General features: G+C 34.4%; 16 protein-coding genes. 6 read left to right on the forward strand and 10 right to left on the reverse strand.

Going from position 1 to position 20,642, the window contains the following annotated elements:
• Positions 1–219: 219 nt before the first annotated feature.
• The 5 genes from KMW28_RS21555 (at position 220) to KMW28_RS21575 (ending at position 10,146) form a co-directional block, all read left to right on the forward strand.
• The gene (locus KMW28_RS21555) at positions 220–3,261 is read left to right on the forward strand and encodes a SusC/RagA family TonB-linked outer membrane protein (protein ID WP_169662300.1); all 3,042 of its coding nucleotides are present in this window, start codon (positions 220–222) and stop codon (positions 3,259–3,261) included.
• Between the two features lie 27 nt (positions 3,262–3,288).
• Entirely contained in the window at positions 3,289–4,911 is a 1,623-nt protein-coding gene (locus KMW28_RS21560) for a RagB/SusD family nutrient uptake outer membrane protein (RefSeq protein ID WP_169662299.1), read from the forward strand.
• A 25-nt stretch (positions 4,912–4,936) separates the two neighbouring features.
• Positions 4,937–6,661, forward strand: a complete 1,725-nt coding sequence (locus tag KMW28_RS21565; protein ID WP_169662298.1) for a hypothetical protein — start codon at positions 4,937–4,939, stop codon at positions 6,659–6,661.
• Between the two features lie 262 nt (positions 6,662–6,923).
• Positions 6,924–8,435 (forward strand): T9SS type A sorting domain-containing protein, encoded by a 1,512-nt coding sequence (locus KMW28_RS21570; protein ID WP_169662297.1) that lies wholly within the window; start codon positions 6,924–6,926, stop codon positions 8,433–8,435.
• A gap of 184 nt (positions 8,436–8,619) precedes the next feature.
• Positions 8,620–10,146, forward strand: coding sequence for a CotH kinase family protein (locus KMW28_RS21575; RefSeq protein WP_169662296.1), 1,527 nt, complete (start codon positions 8,620–8,622; stop codon positions 10,144–10,146).
• A 52-nt stretch (positions 10,147–10,198) separates the two neighbouring features.
• Here KMW28_RS21575 and KMW28_RS21580 read toward each other — a convergent pair whose 3' ends face one another.
• From KMW28_RS21580 to KMW28_RS21615, 8 genes are all read right to left on the reverse strand, one after another.
• A complete protein-coding gene (locus tag KMW28_RS21580) occupies positions 10,199–11,773 on the reverse strand; it encodes a sensor histidine kinase (protein ID WP_169662295.1) in 1,575 nt (524 codons plus the stop codon).
• 321 nt (positions 11,774–12,094) lie between these two features.
• Complete coding sequence (locus tag KMW28_RS21585) at positions 12,095–12,661, reverse strand: DinB family protein (RefSeq protein WP_169662294.1); 567 nt, start codon at positions 12,659–12,661, stop codon at positions 12,095–12,097.
• A 242-nt stretch (positions 12,662–12,903) separates the two neighbouring features.
• Positions 12,904–13,401: a hypothetical protein gene (locus KMW28_RS21590; protein ID WP_169662293.1), complete on the reverse strand. Its 498-nt coding sequence runs from the start codon at positions 13,399–13,401 to the stop codon at positions 12,904–12,906.
• Positions 13,402–13,423: 22 nt separating this feature from the next.
• Positions 13,424–14,002: a hypothetical protein gene (locus tag KMW28_RS21595; protein WP_169662292.1), complete on the reverse strand. Its 579-nt coding sequence runs from the start codon at positions 14,000–14,002 to the stop codon at positions 13,424–13,426.
• Positions 14,003–14,183: 181 nt separating this feature from the next.
• A complete protein-coding gene (locus tag KMW28_RS21600) occupies positions 14,184–14,762 on the reverse strand; it encodes a hypothetical protein (protein WP_169662291.1) in 579 nt (192 codons plus the stop codon).
• 104 nt (positions 14,763–14,866) lie between these two features.
• Positions 14,867–15,349, reverse strand: a complete 483-nt coding sequence (locus KMW28_RS21605) for an MlaD family protein (protein ID WP_169662290.1) — start codon at positions 15,347–15,349, stop codon at positions 14,867–14,869.
• 134 nt (positions 15,350–15,483) lie between these two features.
• A complete protein-coding gene (locus KMW28_RS21610) occupies positions 15,484–16,092 on the reverse strand; it encodes a hypothetical protein (RefSeq protein ID WP_169662289.1) in 609 nt (202 codons plus the stop codon).
• A gap of 77 nt (positions 16,093–16,169) precedes the next feature.
• Positions 16,170–16,991, reverse strand: coding sequence for a DUF695 domain-containing protein (locus tag KMW28_RS21615; protein WP_169662288.1), 822 nt, complete (start codon positions 16,989–16,991; stop codon positions 16,170–16,172).
• 463 nt (positions 16,992–17,454) lie between these two features.
• Between KMW28_RS21615 and KMW28_RS21620 the strand changes: the two genes are divergently transcribed.
• The gene (locus KMW28_RS21620; protein ID WP_169662287.1) at positions 17,455–18,864 is read left to right on the forward strand and encodes a PP2C family protein-serine/threonine phosphatase; all 1,410 of its coding nucleotides are present in this window, start codon (positions 17,455–17,457) and stop codon (positions 18,862–18,864) included.
• A 183-nt stretch (positions 18,865–19,047) separates the two neighbouring features.
• Here KMW28_RS21620 and KMW28_RS21625 read toward each other — a convergent pair whose 3' ends face one another.
• The gene (locus KMW28_RS21625; protein WP_169662286.1) at positions 19,048–19,875 is read right to left on the reverse strand and encodes a hypothetical protein; all 828 of its coding nucleotides are present in this window, start codon (positions 19,873–19,875) and stop codon (positions 19,048–19,050) included.
• A gap of 121 nt (positions 19,876–19,996) precedes the next feature.
• Positions 19,997–20,572 carry a hypothetical protein gene (locus KMW28_RS21630; RefSeq protein WP_169662285.1) on the reverse strand — a complete coding sequence of 192 codons (576 nt, stop codon included), beginning with the start codon at positions 20,570–20,572 and terminating at the stop codon, positions 19,997–19,999.
• Between the last annotated feature and the right edge of the window lie 70 nt (positions 20,573–20,642).

Below are 20,642 nucleotides of genomic sequence, written 5' to 3' on the forward strand. Positions count from 1 at the left end.
AAGGGTATTTTTTCATCAACTCTGAAAAATTATTCCCTAAATGAAAATTCTGTTCTGAGAAAAATATATTTTTTTCAACTCCTTTTTGTAAAAAAACAACCTATAATTAAATAGTGTCCACCCTACATTTGTAAACATAAAGCCGCGGTTATTATTACTTATAAATTTCAACTAAACTATTTAGGTTGAATTAAAACAAAACGATAAAAAAAGATAATCATGCAGATCTTAAAAAATTTTTTTCTGCTGTTCGTCGCTATTACACTATCAATTAGTGCTTACGCACAAGAACGTACTATACAAGGTAGTATAACAGATGAAACAGGTGGTCCGCTTCCAGGGGTGAATGTCAGCATTCAAGGAACAACGATTGGAACGATTACAGACTTTGACGGTAAGTTTAGATTAAAGATTACAACAGATGATACTATTTTAAGCTTTTCATCTATCGGTTACAAAACGGTAGAACTTCCAGTAGGAGCACAAACAGAAATTAACTTACAAATGGAAGTTGATTTAGAAGAGTTAGAAGAAGTTGTTGTTATTGGTTACGGTACTGCAAAGAAAAGTGATGTTACAGGATCAGTATCTACAGTAAAACAAGAAGAACTAACGGTAATTGCTACAGAGGATGTAAACAAAGCGCTTCAAGGTCGTGTACCAGGTGTTCAAGTAACCAACTCTGGTAATCCTGCAAGTGGATCAAAAGTAAGAGTAAGAGGTATTGGTACCATCAATAATTCTGAACCTTTATATGTTGTGGATGGATTCCCTATGCAAGATATCTCTCATATTGCTCCTCAGGATGTAGAGTCGATGGAAGTATTGAAAGATGCATCAGCAACGGCTGTATACGGTTCAAGAGGTGCCAATGGTGTTATCTTAATCACAACTAAAAGAGGTAAAGCAGGCAGCAAGTACACTTACACTTTTAATGCACAGGCTGGTGTAAAAGAAGCATCGAATGTGATTGAAATGGCCAATGCTTCTGAATATGCTCAACTAGGTTTAGAAGCTAATCGCTTTGCGGAAGGAACTGACGAATTTGAACAATTAAGTTATGTAGCCAACGGGAATTATCAAGGAACGGATTGGCAAGACGAACTATTGAGACAAGGTTCTTTCCAAAACTACAACTTTGGTATTAATGGTGGATCAGAAAAGAATCAGTTTAATTTCTCTACATCATATGTAAAAGACGAAGGTATTCTTAAAGGAACAGATTTAGAGAAGTTCTTCGTGAAATTTAATAACAACCACAAGCTAACTCGTTGGTTAGACTTTGGACAAAATATTGCCTATACGCACGCAAATTACTCTTTAACGAACTTGAATGATATCTATTCAAGTCCTTTGACACAAGCTTTATGGGTAGACCCAATTACGCCAGTATACAACCCTGATGGATCGTATGCAAGAGCCAATTGGTCGTACAACAACAACCCAGCAAGAATGGCTGAACAAGAGCAATACAAACGCTCTTTCGATAACAGAATTGTAGGTAACTTCTCTTTAAATGCGAAAGCAACAAAAGACCTATCGTTCACTTCTAACTTTGGTGTAGATTACAGAAATCAATCTCAAAAAATGTATCTACCAGAATACTATGTTTCTAACGAGGAACAAAGAATGATTTCTCAGTTGGATGAGCATAGAAACATTCGCTTTGACTGGGTTTGGTCTAACTATGCCAACTATACGAAAACTTTCGGAAAACATACTGTTGGTGGTATGGTCGGTATGGAGATGCAATACTTTAGCTACAATAACATGATGGCGACAGGTTATGATGTTCCTTTTAACGAAAACATGCGCTACTTAGGTGCTGCAAAAGGATCTGATTTCTTCTCTACTTCTAACCAAGGGGCTAACGCATTGCAATCGTACTTCGCTCGTGCGAACTACAGCTTTGATAACAAGTACTTATTAACGGCAACATTTAGAGCGGATGGTTCTTCGAAATTTGCTGACGGAAATCGTTGGGGTTTCTTCCCTTCATTCTCGGCTGGTTGGAACATTAAAGAAGAGGATTTCATCAAAGAGTCTGATATTGTTTCTCAGTTAAAATTAAGAGCTGGATGGGGTGAAGTAGGTAACCAATCGTCTGCAGGTAACAACGATTACTTATCAACTGTAACTAACAACCTTCGATATGTAGTCGACGGACAAGTGATTGAGGGTAGAATCCCAACCACTTTATCTAACCCAGATTTAAGATGGGAATCTTCGGAAATGACCAACATTGGTGTAGACATGGGCTTGTTCAACGATCAGTTAACGTTTAGTGCAGAATACTTTATCAAGAATACGAAAGATATGGTAGTGCCTCAGCCAGTACCTGATTATGTAGGTGCTAACTCACCAAATGTGAACGTGGGTACAATGCAAAACAAAGGTTTTGAATTTGCCATCAACTATAGAAACGTAGAACACGAAGTGAAGTGGAATATTGGCGCAAACATCGCTGTGATCCAAAATCAGGTGACAAACCTTGGAGAAACAGGTCACATTGATGGAGGTTACATCGATAAATTAGGTTTTACAACTAGAACAGAGGAAGGTCAAGAAATTGCTTACTTCTACGGATATCAAACAGATGGTATCTTTAGATCTCAAGAGGAATTAGATGCCCATGTAGACGGAGAGGGTAATCCTTTACAACCTAATGCGGGTATCGGTGATGTGAAGTTCGTAGATGCCAATGGTGATGGCGTGATTGATGATGATGATAAAATGAACTTAGGTTCGGCAATCCCAACTTTCACGGGTTCATTCAACATCGGTATGGAATACAAAGGATTTGATTTAAATCTATTCTTTACTGGTTCTTATGGTAATGAAGTAGCGAACATTCAAAAGTTCTGGATCGAAGATTCAAACGTTCAGAAGAACCAAACGAAGAACTACTACGATAATCGTTTCCACCCAGTAAACAATCCTGATGGTACAATGCCAAGAGTGGTTTCTGGTGATCCGAATAACAACCGTAGATTCTCAGATAGATATGTGGAAGATGCTTCTTACCTAAGATTACAAAACGTTCAGTTAGGTTACTCATTCAGCGACAATGTATGTAAGAAAATGCATATGCAACGCTTCAGAGTATACGCATCAGTAGATAACTTATTTACACTAACCAACTATAGCGGTTACGACCCAGAGGTGCCTGACCACTACGGTGATCCACTTGCACAAGGTATCGATATTGGAAACTATCCAAAATCAAGAACATTTTCAGTAGGCTTAAATGTTACTTTTTAATCTTCAACAACCAAAAGAAGAAAGGAAATGAAACTAAGAAATATATTAATTAAAGTATTGGCATGTTCTAGTATGCTAATCGCAACATCAAGTTGTTCAAGTTTTCTAGATCGTGAACCACAAGGTCAGGCAGTAGATACACCCGTGTATTACGACGATGTGGAGAATGCTCAAATGGCGGTAAACGCTTGCTATCAAGCCATCGCTCAAGATCAAGGTGTAGTGGCACATATGCAAGAATGGATGTTCGGCGAAGTAATGTCGGATAACTCTTGGAAAGGTGGTTCTGACTTTGGTGATATGCAGGATGTTCAAATGTTGAAAGAGTGGACGGCAGTGAATGTAAATGCTACTTCTCACTCGGCATGGAAAACGTATTATCAAGCTATCCACAGAGCAAATACAGCGATTAAAGGTATTTCTCCTGCCACAAGTTTTGATGCTGAAATTCGTGATCAATTAGTTGGAGAAGCCCTTTTCATTAGAGCATATAGCTACTTCTACTTGGTTCGTTTATTTGGCGATGTGCCTTTATTTACTGAACCTGTTTCTCCAGATCAAATTGGTGCTGCTGGTAGAGCCCCTGTGAAAGAAGTGCTTACTCAAATTGAAGCTGATTTTGCGGAAGCGGCGGAAAAATTAGGAACAAAATCTGAAATGGAAGTAGGACGTGCTACTTCTGGTGCTGCTAAAGCATATCAAGCGAGAGTGGTGATGTACGATATCGGTATTTGGAATGCTAACGGCCACACTTGGCAAGAAGTATTTGATTTAACCAATGAGGTGATTACTTCGAATCAATATTCTTTGGCTTTCAACTTGGCCACAGTGTTTGAAAAAGATGGTGAGAACGGAACAGGATCAATTTTCGAGGTGCAACATGAGACATCTAACACGGGTTGGGCAAACCAAAACACAGGTTCTACTTCTCCAATTCTAACGGCTCCTAGAGGTACGGCCGATATCAAAGGTTGGGGATGGGGATTCTTAAACCCAACTCAAGATTTGGTAGATGAATTCGAAGCCAACGATCCTCGTTTAGATTGGACAGCAGGTCAGGATGGTCAGTTTGCCCATGGTGTTGCTCAAGGTGTTGCCGAATCACAATTCTTATCGGGTTACTTCCCAAGAAAAGTATTGATGGATCAAGCTTTACGTCCGAACGAACAATCGGACAACCCTCAGAACCAACGTAAGTTTAGATATGCTGATATCTTGTTGATGAATGCTGAAGCTGCTTATCATATCGGTAACGAAGCAACGGCTCGTCAGAGAGTAAATGAGGTGCGTGATAGAGCGAGATCGATGACTTATCCTAAAGGCTGGAACGAAGCAGACAATACGTACGCTGAAAGAGATAACTCTGGTGCACTTCCAGAAGTAACAGCTACAGGAGAGCAATTATTGGAGGCAATCTATCACGAAAGAAGAGTGGAATTGGCTTTGGAAGGTCTTCGTTTATGGGACCTGATGAGAACAGGTAAGTTAGAAACTGCCTTGAAAAAGGACAATATTGGCTACAGAGATGGTATTACTGGCGACATCGTTGTGGGTAATATGGACGGTAAGAAGTTAAACGGCATTCCTGTTCTTCCAATCCCTGCTGCTGAAGTAGCATCGTTCGGGTTAACGCAAAACCCTGGTTACTAATTCCTCATTACAAAGAATAAAGATCATGAATATTGTAAGTAAAATACATAAGATATCATTGGGATTAGCATTCTTGGGAATGACTATCGGAATGGAATCTTGTACAACTCAGAAAGAGTATAGTCAGAGTAACGACATCGACTATCCTCAACCGAAAATAAACGACACCGACCTTCAAAATCCAACCGTAATTGGTGAACCTTTTGTGATTGTTGGTGAAAACTTCAAGAATGCAAAAGTTTACCTTGGTGAGGTTCCTTGTGCGAACATCACTGTGAGTGCATCAGAAGATACGATTAGAGCAACCCTGCCAAGAATCTTTGATACCTCTCAATTGAGAGTCATCAACGCTTACAAACAAGAGGCGGCTTCTGAATCGGAATACGAACCTGTGTATCCTTTAACTGAAAATGTTGAATACCCTACTTTTATAACCAGAGGTCAGGTATTTGCTATCAAGGGAACGAATGTAGATTTGATCTATCAAGTAATTATTGATGGACAAACAATTGAAGTGGATGGTGCTAAAGGAAATCCATCTCAGATTAATGTGTTGGCTCCATCCAACTTACCTGATGAGGTAACGATCAAGGTATTTACAATGAATCCTGATTCGAATGTTCCTGATTCAAATCCAATTTCTGTGGAAGACGCGGGTGAATTCTTCGATCCGGTGGAGCCAGTAGTACTATTTGATTTTGAAGATGGTGTCAACCCATACGAACCGGGTGATGTGACTCCAGAAAACGGCTTAGATAGTGGCAACGGGATATCAAAAGGTAGAGGCGAGCATTACTTAACTGTAAGAAAAGCAGATGGTGATGGTTGGACCTCTTGGATGGGTCAGTTATACTATGGCGATCCAATCGACTTAGTCACTTTTACTGATCCTCACTTAACATTCCAAATCAACTCTGAATCGTCTCAAGGTTACTTCCAATTGGAATTGGGTCAGAATGGCAATAGCAATGGTGCCGATTTTAAGGCAAGTAATACGGGTAACGATGGGGACAACTATGTGTTCAGAGCTACAAATAATGAATGGCAATGGGTGACTGTTAGCCTTAAAGAATTAGAGTTAGCCGATTGGGGTGGCGGATTAGCTGCTGTCGATATCAAAGGAACTTTAGATTTTGTAAAACTATCTTTCAAACAAGGTAACGGTGGTAACCCTTATATCTTGAACCTGGATAATGTGATGATCACTGATGGTCCTATCATCGTAGCAAAAGAACTAGAAGACTTCGAAACGGCTACTTACAAATGGGATGATGCTGGTGCTGGTGTGACACACAGTATCGATGGAGGAAGCATGAACGCGCATGTTGGCGATCATTACATCCACGCTCATTTAGATGGTGCTTCTTCTTGGACTTGGACAGGTGCTTTGGAGATGGACAACTCAAATAATATCGACTTATCTGGAGTTGTTGATCCTCACCTTTCGTTCTGGGTAAACACTGGATCGGCAAAAGGTAACTTACAGTTCGAGATCTTCCAAAATGAAACAAAATTTGGTGGTAATATCGATACCGAAAATTACTCAGTGCAAACCAATGGAGAGTGGCAATTATATACTTTCCGTCTAAGCACAATGGCTTGGAGTAACTGGGGCGGTGATGCTGAAAAACCTGACTTCGAAGGCTCTTTAGATTACATCAAATTAGGCTTCTCTACAGGTAACATCGATGGAGAACGCTACGAAACTAACGTAGATGGTATCCTGATATCTGATGGACCGATGTTCTAAAGAAATTTCATTTCTGTTAAATAGCAACTCCTGCTCGACCTTGGTTGGGCAGGAGTTTTTTGTATTCAAGAAAAAAAATTTATCCCCCCTACCCACCTCGTACCACTAAAATAAAACCCAAAAATTCAGTTTTTGTCTAGTCTAAAACCTTTGGAAATGAGTACTATTCAAAGTAATTGGCCAACGAAATGAAGATGCTATTTCTAAATATCTAAACTTAAACCGAGCCTAATACGACAAGGCTTTACTTAACTTTTTTGAAATGAAAAACTTTTATTTAATCTTATTACTCTCATTTAATTTGGGACATTTGGTAAACGCCCAAGAATGGAGTAACATTCCAGTGCCTGCTTATGCTGGACCGGGTAATACTTGGGAACTTCAGAGCAATCTTTCTGATGATTTCAACTACAATTTCAATGCTGTAAACTACAAATCGAACTTTGGTAATGGAAAGTGGTATAACTTCTACCATAATGGTTGGGACGGACCGGGAACTACTTACTGGACCTACAACAAGGTGAAAGTGGATGGCGATAATTTGGTCATCACAGTAGCTAAAAGCAACAACACTTCTAAAATGGGCATTCCTGGAGTATTTTCTGGTTGTGTGACATCAAATAATCGGGTGGTTTATCCTGTTTATGTGGAATCGGCTATTAGTGTCGCCAACATTTCTTTAGCTTCATGTTTTTGGCTGTTAAGTCCGGACGATACTCAAGAAATTGATATCATCGAGAACTATGGTAATGTGCCTTGGTTCAAACAATTTACCCACATCAGTCACCACTCTTTTATTCGTACTCCGTTTACTGATTATCAACCCAAAGATTGGAACAGTTGGTACAACGATAATCGAGTAACAGCCAATTATGGCTGGGGTGATTGGTGCTGGAATAATGGCAATAGAAGATACATGCGAATGGGTGTTTATTGGGTTGGTCCAAAACACTTTGAATATTATATCGATGGTCAGTTAGTAAGAGTGATGTACCATAATGCTACTGCGACAAAAGTAAATGGAACATGGGAATATCAGTATTTCAATTCCATGAATGGACAGTTTCCTGCCAATAATGCGAATGGTTATACGGCAGTAACGACCTATGCCACAGGATCTGTTTATAATTTCTCGACCATACAAGCGGCTAGTAATAATTCGAACGGTATTAGTGTAATTGATCCTGGGAATTTCCAAGGTGGAGCAGGCTTTACTAAAGCGATGGATATTATTATAAATGTGGAATCTCAACAATGGTTAGCGCTAAATCACACGCCTTCTGATGCAGATTTGGCTAGTTCAGCAAGAAACCAAATGAAGGTAGATTGGGTGAGGGTTTACAAACCAAAGAGTTCTTCTGGTGGTGGATCAAATGGTACTACATGTGCTGATGCTCCTGATTATAATGGGAACTCAAATAGTTACTCTGCTGGTCAATATGTAATTAACGGTGGAATTTTATATAGAAAACGAAGCGATGGGCAATGGGATTGGATTGCCAACTGTAACAGCTCATCAAGAGTATCAGAATTAGTCATTGAGGACATTCCTGAAGCTCAAATCGCCTTATCTCCGAATCCTGCAAAAGGTTTTGTAAAGATCAGCGGTCTTGGGGAAGGTTCGTACCAAGCAGAGATTGTGACTATGCAAGGTCAGATTCTTTCTACTCAAACGGTTAGTCGAGCAACCAATACACTATCAACTGCCGACCTTTCTCCGGGAGTTTATATAATTAAAGTAGCCGGTGAAGCTCAAAAGCTAATCGTTCGCTAAATAATTTTCTCATCTTCATTTTTAGGAGGAGCTTCAATACGTTGGGGCTCCTTTTAAGTTTAATGTGTTTTTTTTTATTTCTCCATTTCAACTAAATTGCGCAACAAGTTGATAACTACTTCAATATCTGTTCTATCAACTACTATAATATGAAAATGTAAATCGACAAACTTATTATTAACTAATGAAAAACATTCTACTAACACTCACTTTCTGTGTGCATTTTTTTGTGGCCTTTGGTCAAAATGTGAACCCAGAAAATGGTCCTCTATTCCCGGAAAATGAAGTCAACCGTGTAGATATTACGATGGACCCTGCCGACTTAGCGTTTTTATTGGCTCCCGGAAATGAAGAAAATAGGGAATACAAATACTGTATCTTCGAATTTTCGAACTCTCAGCTTACGGATTCCCTTCATAATGTAGGCATTCGTTTAAGAGGAAATACTTCTCGTTATGCTCCTAAAAAATCATTTAAAATCTCCTTCAACAAATTTATTAAAGGACGTCAGTTTCATGGGGAAAAGAAGTTTAATCTGAGAGCTGAACATAACGATCCAACACATTCTCGAGAAAAATCACTTTTAAAGTTTTTTATCGAAGAGGATATTCCATCTGCAAGAAGCAGTCATGTTGCCTTGTATATCAACGGTAATTATCATGGTGTATATCTCAACACAGAACAAATCGACGATCTCTTTTTAATTTCTCGCTTTGGCGATGATGATGGAAAATTATACAAAGGGAACTACGGTGCCGACCTCACTAACGACCCTAACCTTTACATGAATGATGATATTTATGAAATTGAAGAAGGTGATGAAGCAGATAGAAATGAGTTAGCCGCTTTTCTGGACAGTATCAATATTCTAAATGGAGAGGCTTTTAGTGCATACATAGAAAGAAACTTTGATGTAGAAACGTACATCAAAACGTTGGCCATAGAACACCTCTCCGGACACTGGGACAATTATTCATACAACAAAAATAACTTTTTGATCTATTGGGATGAAAGCAAAAATCTTTGGACTTACCTTCCTTACGATTTGGATAACACCTATGGCATCGATTGGGTGGGGGAAGATTGGGGTATCAGAGACCTTAATGATTGGATTCACCCCGACCAAGCTCGTCCTCTAGCACAAAAGATATTAGACCAACCAGGGTATAGAAACGAATACAATGAATATCTATTATCATTTATCGACAAGACCTTTAACAATACACATCTCGACCCTTACTTCAATGCACAAAAAGCACTTTTAAGAGATTATATTGATAGAGATACCTATTACACGACCAACTACGGTTGGACAGTAACTGATTATGACAAAGCCTTCTCTGCTCCTCTTGGTGGACATGTGGATTATGGTATTTCTGATTTTATAGAAACAAGAGTACGTTATGCTCGTCAACAGATTGTGATCACAAGTATTGAAGATGATTTATTAAACGCTCATGTAACCGTTTATCCTAATCCAACAAGCGATTATTTGATAGTAAATATGGGTGAAATCAGTTACAACAGAAGCATTATCACTTTGTATAATTTGAATGGACAGATTGTGGGAAGATGGGGTAAAAAGCCGACACAAGGCACAAGAATTCCATTAGATAGGATCAAAAGTGGAAATTATATTTTAGGAATAGAATATGAAACCGCTCAAGGAAGTTGGAAAAGTTTAATGGGAAAGAAAGTGATCATCAACTAAGAATATGACAAGAGTGAGGCAGTGTAAAAAACGCTGTCTCCTATTTTAAGCTTTACTTGGCTATTGTAAAAAACACGGTCGTCCCCTCACCAATTTTTGATTCCATCCAAATTTTCCCCTTATGCATATCAATTACTTTTTGACAATAAGCAAGTCCTATTCCAGTACCTGAGTATTCATCATGTCTATGTAATTTCTGAAAAATCATAAATATTTTATCAAAGTATTTTTCTTCAATACCAATTCCGTTATCAGAAATCCAGAATTTGTATTCGTTCGTTTGTTCTTCGGCATTGATTGTAATAATTGGGGGAGTCTTTTCTTTAGAAAATTTCAGGCTGTTCACGATTAAATTTTGAAATAAATTTATCAAATCAAGCTTATACCCATTTACCTTTAACGGTTTTCCCTTATAAGTGATACACGCCTGTTTTTCTTGAATTAAGCTATGTAGATCTGTTTTTAAATCCACAATAATTTTCTCGACATCAATCTCTTTTTGATAAGACTTTTTCCCAATCTTAGTATATTCTAAAAGCTCTTTAATAAGTGCTCTCATTCTAAAAGAGCTTTCAGTAATTACCTCAATACTCTTTTGCCCTATCTCACTCATTTTATCTTTTTCTTTGATCAAAAAATTAGAGAAGGAGATGATAGAGTTTAAAGGTTCCTGCAAATCGTGAGAGGTGATATAGGTAAACTGTTCAAGTTCTTTATTCCTGTTTTCAAGATTATTTTTGATGTTAGTAAGGTCATTTTCTACTTCTTTCCTAATAATAATCTCTGTCTCTAGTTCTTCTTTTGATACAATTGTTGTTTTCAGTTCTAGTAATACTGATTCTATAAACTGAGCCAAGTTGCCAAACTCGTTTGCCTTTTGAATTTCGAATGTATAATCTAAGTTTCCTTTACCAATGTGTTCAAGACCCACTTGTAATTTCTGAATTGGAATACGGATAGAACGGTAGATATAAGTAAAAACAATACTTATAATGATCAATGTAAAACCAAAAAGTCCAATGAGTAAATAATTGGTTGTCTCTTTGATTTGCTCAGGTTCTGGACTTCTAATTTTCAATAACCTTAATTCTTCTGCTTCAATATCAGATAACAGCATTCGAATTTCATCCATAAATAACTTGCCCGAATCGTTATTGACAATTTCTTTGGCGGCTTCATAACCTTTGTTCTTTCTTAAGTAGATTGTAAGATCTAATTCTTCAATTTTCTTATCCACCACCAATTTAAGAGAGTCAATTCTTTGGGTTTGATTTATGTTGTCGGAAGTAAGCTTTCTTATAGAGCTAATTTCTTGATAAATCCTTTTTTTACCTTCAATAAACGGTTCTAAATATTCGATTTTACCAGTAATAAGAAATCCTCTTTGTCCCGTTTCTAAATCGACCAATAAAGCTTCAATATTTCCAAGTTGCGTAAGCACTTCTTGGGTATGCAACACCCAATCGGCACTTTTTATGATTCTATTCGAGTTATAGTAAGAAATGAAAATGGAGAGTAATACGCATACGGTAACAATCACAAATCCAATAAAAACTTGTGTTGTGATACTTATATTTTTTAATGAGAATTTATTTATAACGGGATTATTAGGTTTTAAAAATTCCATTTAATTTTCTTTTCTTCATTATGCCCCTTTAATTTGAATCCTAATTAAAGGGTAGTAGTCAATATGGGTTATTACAGCAATGAGTTAATAATAAGGTCCTTTGAAGAAGGTTAAACTTTTACTTCGTCTTACCTTCTCCAAAACTCCTAATATAATTTATAAATCAATTTTGTCTTTATCCTCTTTTTCCCCTTATGTTATAATTTTATCACCCAAAATTCCTCCCTACTATTAAAATTTTATTCATTCTAAATTAACTCACCAACATTTAAGTAATAATAGAGTATCACATATCATCATTAAATCCTTACTATTCATACACTACTTCTTAGGTAGCCTATTTTTCACAAGAGCAATTTGACCCATATGATTTGCAGAGTGCTCCATCACATGAAACCATACCCAATGATTATTGATTCCTTCCTCTATATTTTCCGCAAACCAAGCGTCATCTTTTTTCTTTAGACCATCGAGTGTTTTTTGTCTGATTTTATCCCATAAATCAAGATAATATTTAATGGGTTTTCCTTTTAGATCATCTCGACTATGATCTCCTAAGCTACTGGCAATTAACCAAAATTCTTCTTCTTGTTTATCCCATGCTCTACCTTCTAAAGTCTCTACTTGATAATAGGCTTCAGTCGCCACCAAATGCATAATTAAAGCACCAATTGAGTTAGCTTGATCGTCAAACATATAATCCGTTTCTTTTTGATCGAGGTCTTTGGTCATTTCGGTAATTCTACCTTTCAAGTCTTCCAACATATCGACCATTATTCCGATCTGAGGTGAATATCCTTTTGTTGGCTTTATTTCGTATTGTGCCTGTGCTAAAGAAAATGTAAAACATAATTGGAGTAGTAGAAAGTATTTTATTTTGAATTTCATGAGTATAGTGTGTATTAATTAAAGATGTTCAGTTAGAGAGTGATTTATCAAGTAGCTGAACTTAACAATGAAATAAAATAGATGATTCTTATTTAATTCGTCCATCTATCTTAAATGTTGACACAATGAAGGTAGATAATGTACAAAATTACCTATTTCTTAAAAGATGGTGCTGTAGAAATGATATTGTGATGTCTTTAATATAACTTGGATAAATGATTTTTAGCTTTGTCAATATATAATTAATCCAATCCTATGTCTTCAAATAGCACCTTTTCTATAAAAAATCTATTGAGATTTGTTTCTAAGCCTACTCTTCTATGTACAATTGTGATTTGATAAAAATTCCAATCATTATCTAATATAATTGATTGACTTTTAATCTTTTGACCATCTTTTAGGACACTAAGTGTTTTTTCACCTGAAGTTAGTTCAATATCATGAATACTATTTATTGCTTCGAAAGTATTCCCTGCCCAAACATTGTTATCATCAATATAAATTGTTAGCGAATCTGATGTATTTCTAGTTGAATCTCCCCGGGGAGGATCTATTACAATATTGTGTATCATAAAAGACCTTTTCTGAGTGTTATTGGACTGATGATTATTGACTACATTATTATATTCAAATGACATAACCAAAAGCATCATAAACATTGAAGTTCCCATAATTACCAAAATAGTTTTTGAAATAAATGGTTTATCTCTATTTTTCTTATGTTTTAAACCTCTATTCATTTAATGGATTTGATTATTCATATTAATCACGCTTTATAGTAATTTGTATTTCTTCGTCATTTCCAAAACCGTATATCATAAATTCATCTGCCCCTCCTTTTAAATCTAAAGAGTACTCTTTAAAATCTTGGATTTCTTTTGTTTGACCACTTTCGAACTCGTAAAAATACAATGGCATTTTAATGATTTCTTTTTCATCACTGTTCAATTCTACTTTTTGTACAAAAACACCTTCAATTATTTCTTGCCTAAAGTCAGTAAAGTATCCGTCAAAAAAGTCAGAATCTTTTGAAGAAGCATATTTTCCTATGTTATTCTCTTCTAGTTTTTCAGATAATACTTTGGGTAGTTTCTCCGCTTCACAATATTTCCATTTGATCTCTAAAAATTCATTATTAATCTCTGTGTTCCAATCATAGGGATTAAAATCACTTTTTTTAGAAAACAACTTATTTAAAAAAGAATATAATCCTACAATCAATATAATTGGTAAAAGAATAATAATAATTATTGATGCTACTCCAAATACTAAAAAGTCCGCCCACTTGCTACTCTTAGTGAGTATTGGAATTTTATTGATATGAATTTTTAGATTTTTCATTGATGAGGATGTAAATAATATTTTACAGTATCATAAAATAATGACCATACCCCTATGTGTTTGAGTCAACTATGATTTAAGCTGAAGTTTGGGTGAAGTTAATTATTTCTTCCTTTTAAAATACCATTAGTATTTTCTGAATCGGGGGAGAAAAATTTGAATTCGTTTGATTGCTCTTTTTTTATTGAAAGAAATATTTTTTGTTTGTCACTATATAATCAAACAGCGTTTTGTGTATTTGTTTTATCATACCCTCACCTAAAAGTTCATCATTTTTTGTTTTAATACCTTGGCATTGTTCTAAAATATAGGGCTTAATATCATTCATGTTATCCTGTATGAATTGCTTATTAGTTTCATCATTTACAAAATAATATAACTCTTGATGGTAAATACTCAGCTCTAGTTTTAAATCTAACTCATTTAAGATATCAATTACCGCATGACTAAAATAATAGAAATTATAGAAGAATTCGTCAATAACAACAGAGTAAACATAAGTCTGTAATATACCAAAAAGCCAAATGACTTTCTGTGGTCTATTTAGTTTTAACCAATAATTTTGAAAATCATTGTTATTTTTAAATGTGCTCGGAGTATTGGAATTTTCATCTATATATTCAACTAAACGTGAGTAGGGATTATCTTCAAAATCATAGTCTACCCAATCAAAATCGTTTTCTAAAAAAAGATCTTTTTTACTTTTCGAATAATAGATTACTTCTGTTTGATTACCATCATTTAATCTTAATAATTCCACTTTGATATCTTTTGCTTTAGGTGTTAAGAATAACTTTGTTTTACTATTGGACTGAACTAATTGGAAGGAAATTTCACTGAACAGAATAGTTTAGCTACTGCTTGTTACTTTTTTAACTCCTCTAAGTTATTATTCAATCGTCTTAATTCATAAAGTATGGAGTCTTGTTTTGCTCCTCTTAAATTTTCGAAAATTTCTTGTAACTTCATTGATAAAGTGTTTTGTTGAATCAGGTTTTCTTCATTAAATACCTCAATTGTATCTCCATTTAGGATTAAATCATTTTTGTTTCCAAATTTGACGGAAATTCCTTTTAATCCTAGTAGGTTCCTATCTACTATCATAAATTTTGAATCTAAAGGTAGTTCTAGTTCTTTATCAAGATGAAGCTTTATCAAAATCTTTCCTTGTTGATTTAATTGAATATCATCAACTTCTCCAATCTCAACTCCATTCAAAGTTACATTAGCATCTGTATTTAAATCTTCTGCATGGTCAGTTAAAAGATAAATTGTCCTTTCGTTATTTACACAAGAGCTAAAAAGTCCGATAAAAATAAATATTAGTATAATGGTTCCTTTCATCATTTTAAGTGGTTATCAATGTTTGAGCTGTTAAATGTTATTTTATTTTTTTTAAATATTTTGATTAAGAATATAGTTATAGCCAAACTATGACCAATGAGTTGTCTAAAAAATGATTAGCTATTGATGTTGTAAATTTAATCTGTGATTGATGTTCTACCTTTCTTAACCTCTTGATCTATTACTTTTAAACAAAACCATTCGTTATCAGACAATTTCTCACATTTTAATATCATCTCAACTACTTGTTCATTTTTAGTAAGTTCCTCATATTCATAACCGGATACTTTTATAAAATCATCACTTTTCATATAAATCACATTCCACATACTCCTTCTATCTCTGATATCTGTTTCAAAATTGATATAATCATATATAATAGAAATTGAATCTCTATGATTTGATGATTCAGAAAGCTTAGCAAAATTTATTTTCCCTTTATAACTTCTAAACATCAGCCTACCAGTTAAAGTATAATTTTGTCCAACCTTCACTAATTCTTCAGGTGATTTTGAATATTCATATAATTGCTTTAATCGCTTTTCAGATGAAAGTTCATTAATTGAATCATTTATAGAACTGATCAGAAATCCTAAGTAAATACTAATTGATACAAATATTACTAAGGGTATAAATACTAGCTTACTCTTATTTCTCAAAACAATAGCTAAAACAAAAGACATTACAAGTCCAAGAATTATAACTAGAATAATTTGAGATAATCCACTAAATGATACTACTGACATTATTTTATCTTATTTTTGACAACAGCCACTTGTATGATATCTTTAGAAAGCATCCAAGTTGTAGAAGTCTTGAACAACTATAAATCACCCTCTGGTTTTACCACAAAAGTTTCCCATCCATCATATTCTCCATTGAACTCTTTAGCTTGTTTTCTAAGTTTTAGAGTGAGGGTATTTATCTCATTTGGTGACACATAATCTGTTCTAGAAATTCGAAGTTGATAAGGTAATCTTAAATCAATTCGCTTTTCCTGACTTTCGATTTTAAAGCCTTCTTTAATGATTGCATCCGTAAATAATTTTCTTCTTTTCTTATCCTTAAAATAGAGCCAATGATCCACTTGTCTTGCTTTTTCTAAATTGTCACCAGATTCTGCGAGTTTGGCTACTACCTTAATATTTGACATATGTTCTTGAGTTTCTTCATTTGGATAAAGAAATTTCAGGTACGCCTCCCAATCCTCATCAATTTTTATATTAATGTAATATTCGTACTCAGGAAAGTTAGAAGTATACATTTCGGTAAGTTTCTGACGAATCTTAGTTGTGTCGTTTACATAAACATAATCTAAACGTTCACACTGATAAGTAAATGTTCCAACAATTTCGAATGTAGTTACCTCTTGAATTTTGTTTTCGACAGCATCCGATACATCATGTAGTTTCTCAAATTCATCATTTTGAGGAAAGCCATCTTCTCTACAATTTTCTGTAGTCACACCTGTTACCACTAAATATGGAAGAGATTTTTTTGGAGCTGAATTTATTAAATCCATATTAAGAATGGTAGAACCAGGTCCGTTTTCATATTGAGCCATATACACATCCCATCTCCCATTTTGAGACCATGATGTATTGAATGTAAAAAAGAGAGAAATTGTTATTAATAAGGTTTTCATTTGAAGTCTGTGCTTTAAAGTATTTTGAATATCTGATTAAAGTTACAAAGAAGTGGGAATAAAAAAATTATAGTGTTACACTTAACAAATCACACTCTAAGCCTTAATCGGTTTAATTTTATTTTTATTATTATTTGAAATACAATTTTTAAAGAATAGATAATCAGCTATTTCTGAAAATTACGATGTATTTTAAGACTTAAATGTGTACAATATTAACTTAGTATTATTACATTTACAACCAAGATATGATAAACTATAACTGTAACTTAATTATTAGATATAAGTGTAAAAACTTGAATTATTAAATAGTACGACAAATTTTTATTTGATAAATCAAATCGTCATCTCACCTATTTACAGATAAACGAAATTACTCTAATCTATAAGTATAGATTTAGAGGTTGATTTTTGTTTTCTAAATTTAAGTTACATCAGCTTTCACTTAATAAATAACTTTAATATGAAATTTGATGTTTATAATTTCTTTAAGATTAAAAGTAGAGTATTTTTAGTCTTAATGATCATTTTCATCGCAGTGCATGTATTTTTTGATTTTGTCCCAGAGGCAATTGTCTTAGCTTCCTTAGGATTAATTCAGCTCGGTTTGGTTTTATTTCCTTCCAAGAAACGAACATGGATGCTCCATCTTCAAGTCATTTTATTATCAGTTATTGTGACTATTCTCTGTTATTTGAAAGGAGGAATAGTATCACCCGTAGTTTTCTTTTTTATTCCACCTCTGAGTATGGGTTTTCTCTTTTTTAATATTAAAACAGGAGCCCTTTATTCTTTCATGATTTTCATTTTTGCTATTGGTTTAACTTGTACTTCAATTTATGGTTGGTCACCTTATGAACCATTAGATATCATGTCAAATCAAGGTTTTCTATTCTTCTCAATGGTGTATATTGGTGTAAGTGCAGATGTGGCTTGGACTTTATTAGAATATGAAAAAGGACGAAACAAGGCAGAACAAGAGATTCAAGCTTACAATGATGAAATCATCCAGCAAGAAGAAGAATTACGTCAGCAACAAGAAGAATTAATTTCGACTCGTGAGCATGAATTGGTCGCTGAGCGTACGAAGACTTCTGCTCTAGAAGAAGAACAAAGAAGAATAAAAGCAGAGAAGGATCTTTTTGTTATACAGGAAGCTTTAAAGTATACGGCAGAAATTCAAAAAATTACATTACCAGGAAAGGAAGTTCTTAAAGATTTCTTTACTGAACATACCATCCTTTACAAACCTAAAGAGAATATCAGCGGTGATTTTTATTATGTGAATAATTACAATAAAACAACAATGGTTGTTGTTGGAGATTGTAAAGGACATGCTATAAGTGCTACTTTATTAACTATGGTGATTTCAGGATATTTTGATTCACTTCAAGAGTTACCTTACTACCCTAGTCTTTTATTACATAACCTTCATGATTATTTGATCAATGAATTAAATCAAAAAATGGAGGAGAAAGATCAATTAAGACACGAAGTCAACTTATCTATAGCTTATATAGAGGGTAATAATCTAATATATACATCCGCAAACGGAAGAGGTATTATTATTCAGGACCGATCAGTGAATGAGTTATCATTCACAGAATATCCAATTGGTAACAAATTTAATTCGCTTAGACATTATAAAGATATCGAATACACAATATCTCCAGACGATGTTATTGTAATGTATACAGACGGTTTAACGAACGTTGGTGAAACGGAAGAATCGAAAGACTTTTTTGATATCTGCAAAGAATTTTATGGTAAATATGAAAGCGATTGGAATGATAGCATACAGAAATATATCAAAGAAAAATTCTCTAAAGAGCAATTTGATGATATAACTGTATTGGCATTCAATCCGAATTAATTCTATTGATATCGTTCATAAAAAATATTCCATTACTAATTGGGAACTCCTTAAAATAATGTGTGCTCTCAATAAGCGATGGAATATTTTTTAATTTATAACGAGTCGAATAAGAGTTTCTAAAACAGAAGAACCTACTCTACCTCCTATCCATCCTACATACCATTCGATTGTTAGCCTATTTTACAGTATTGCATATATTATCAAAGATGTAGTCAATAACATCATCAATAACAACCCTGACATACAACCATCATTATTCTCTTTTTTTTCAGTAGCATGAGCAAAATGCTGAAGACCGATTTTACGTTCCTCTATAATTGATAATAATGCTAATTGCTCTTCTTTACTTAGATCGCTTGTCTTAACATCGGGTGTGTCAATATATCTTTTGAATTCAGCGATAAGTTCAGAATTTGATAATTGTCTGTATTTAGACTCTAATTCTTGTTGAGGGTCTTTATTCTCGATATTCTTTGTCTCTGAATTATCCGTTGGTTGTGTTGGTTGCTTGACTACTGGTTTACCATATGTCACTCTGAATTTTTTGGCTGTTGCAGCTAAATCAATGTCGTCATAAGAAGTATCTAGCACCTCATCTAATAGTTTCCAAATTATTTCAGATGCATCATCACAACTGTTTTCAAAACTAAAAGAAGTGCCTTCATCTGACACTTTTTCACCATTGTGTTCAATGATGTAACGTTTGACTTCTTTACCTTCTGTATAATTTATACTAAATGCCATCGATAATTCCGATAATGCAAAAGACAAAACATTATTCTCTTTAATTGGGTACGGCTCAATACACATATCAACATGTAAAAAAAGTAATGTACTCTTTGGCGTAAAGTATATATATGCTATACCTTCATCAGTCCAATTACTAGAAGCCGTTTCAAAGTTAACATCTTCGATATAATCAAAAGTAAGATTAAGATCGTTTTGTAATTCTACAAGCTTATTCTCATAGCTTGAATTTATAGCGAGTCCAGATATATTAAATCCCATAATTTTATTTTTAATGTTAATACTTATAGCCTTTGGCGATTTCTAGGCACTTCCTATCGATCTAAAGCAAAGCTAGATAAAAACCTTACTGAGAGCTGTTTACTATCATAAGTTATATACTTTATTGTTTGCCGTTTTTATACCCTCTTTTTTGCCTAATACTGTATGTTATTGCACTAATTAATCCTATCAATCCACCTAAGTAACTGAAATTGTGCATTGAACCTACCATAATAAAACTTCCTCTTTCAATTAGGTTATCAGGTAAAAACCAATTCGGAGGGTTATCTACTAAAAATATTTTACCGTATAAAAGTCCGATTAATCCGGTCAACAAAGCTATTCCTATTGTTAATAAAAAGGCCTTTAAAGAAATATTCAACATTTCTTTTCCGTTTCGGTGAATTAAACCAATAAAACCGAGAAATATTCCAATGATCAAACCTACCCACCAAGTGGCTAGTACCCCAACAATTGCTGCTCCGAGTCTTGGATTCGCTAATTCGATTTCTGGTGTTCTTATTGTTCCAATATTTTGTCCCATTCCCCAATTTTCAAGTCCAAATTGTATGAACTTAAATTTGGTGTAATACTCTTCTGATATTGAATACGTTATTTGGTCATGAATAACTCCATATATTCCACCTAGAATTGGGGCTATTATCAAAATCAGGATGAATGCTATTAGTTTGTTCATTTTTTAAATGTTTTACATAATTGCTAAACTTAGACCATCAGGTGTGTCATCCGATGGATAGAGAATAGCT

The sequence above is a fragment of the Flammeovirga yaeyamensis genome, from assembly GCF_018736045.1.
GTDB lineage: Bacteria > Bacteroidota > Bacteroidia > Cytophagales > Flammeovirgaceae > Flammeovirga > Flammeovirga yaeyamensis.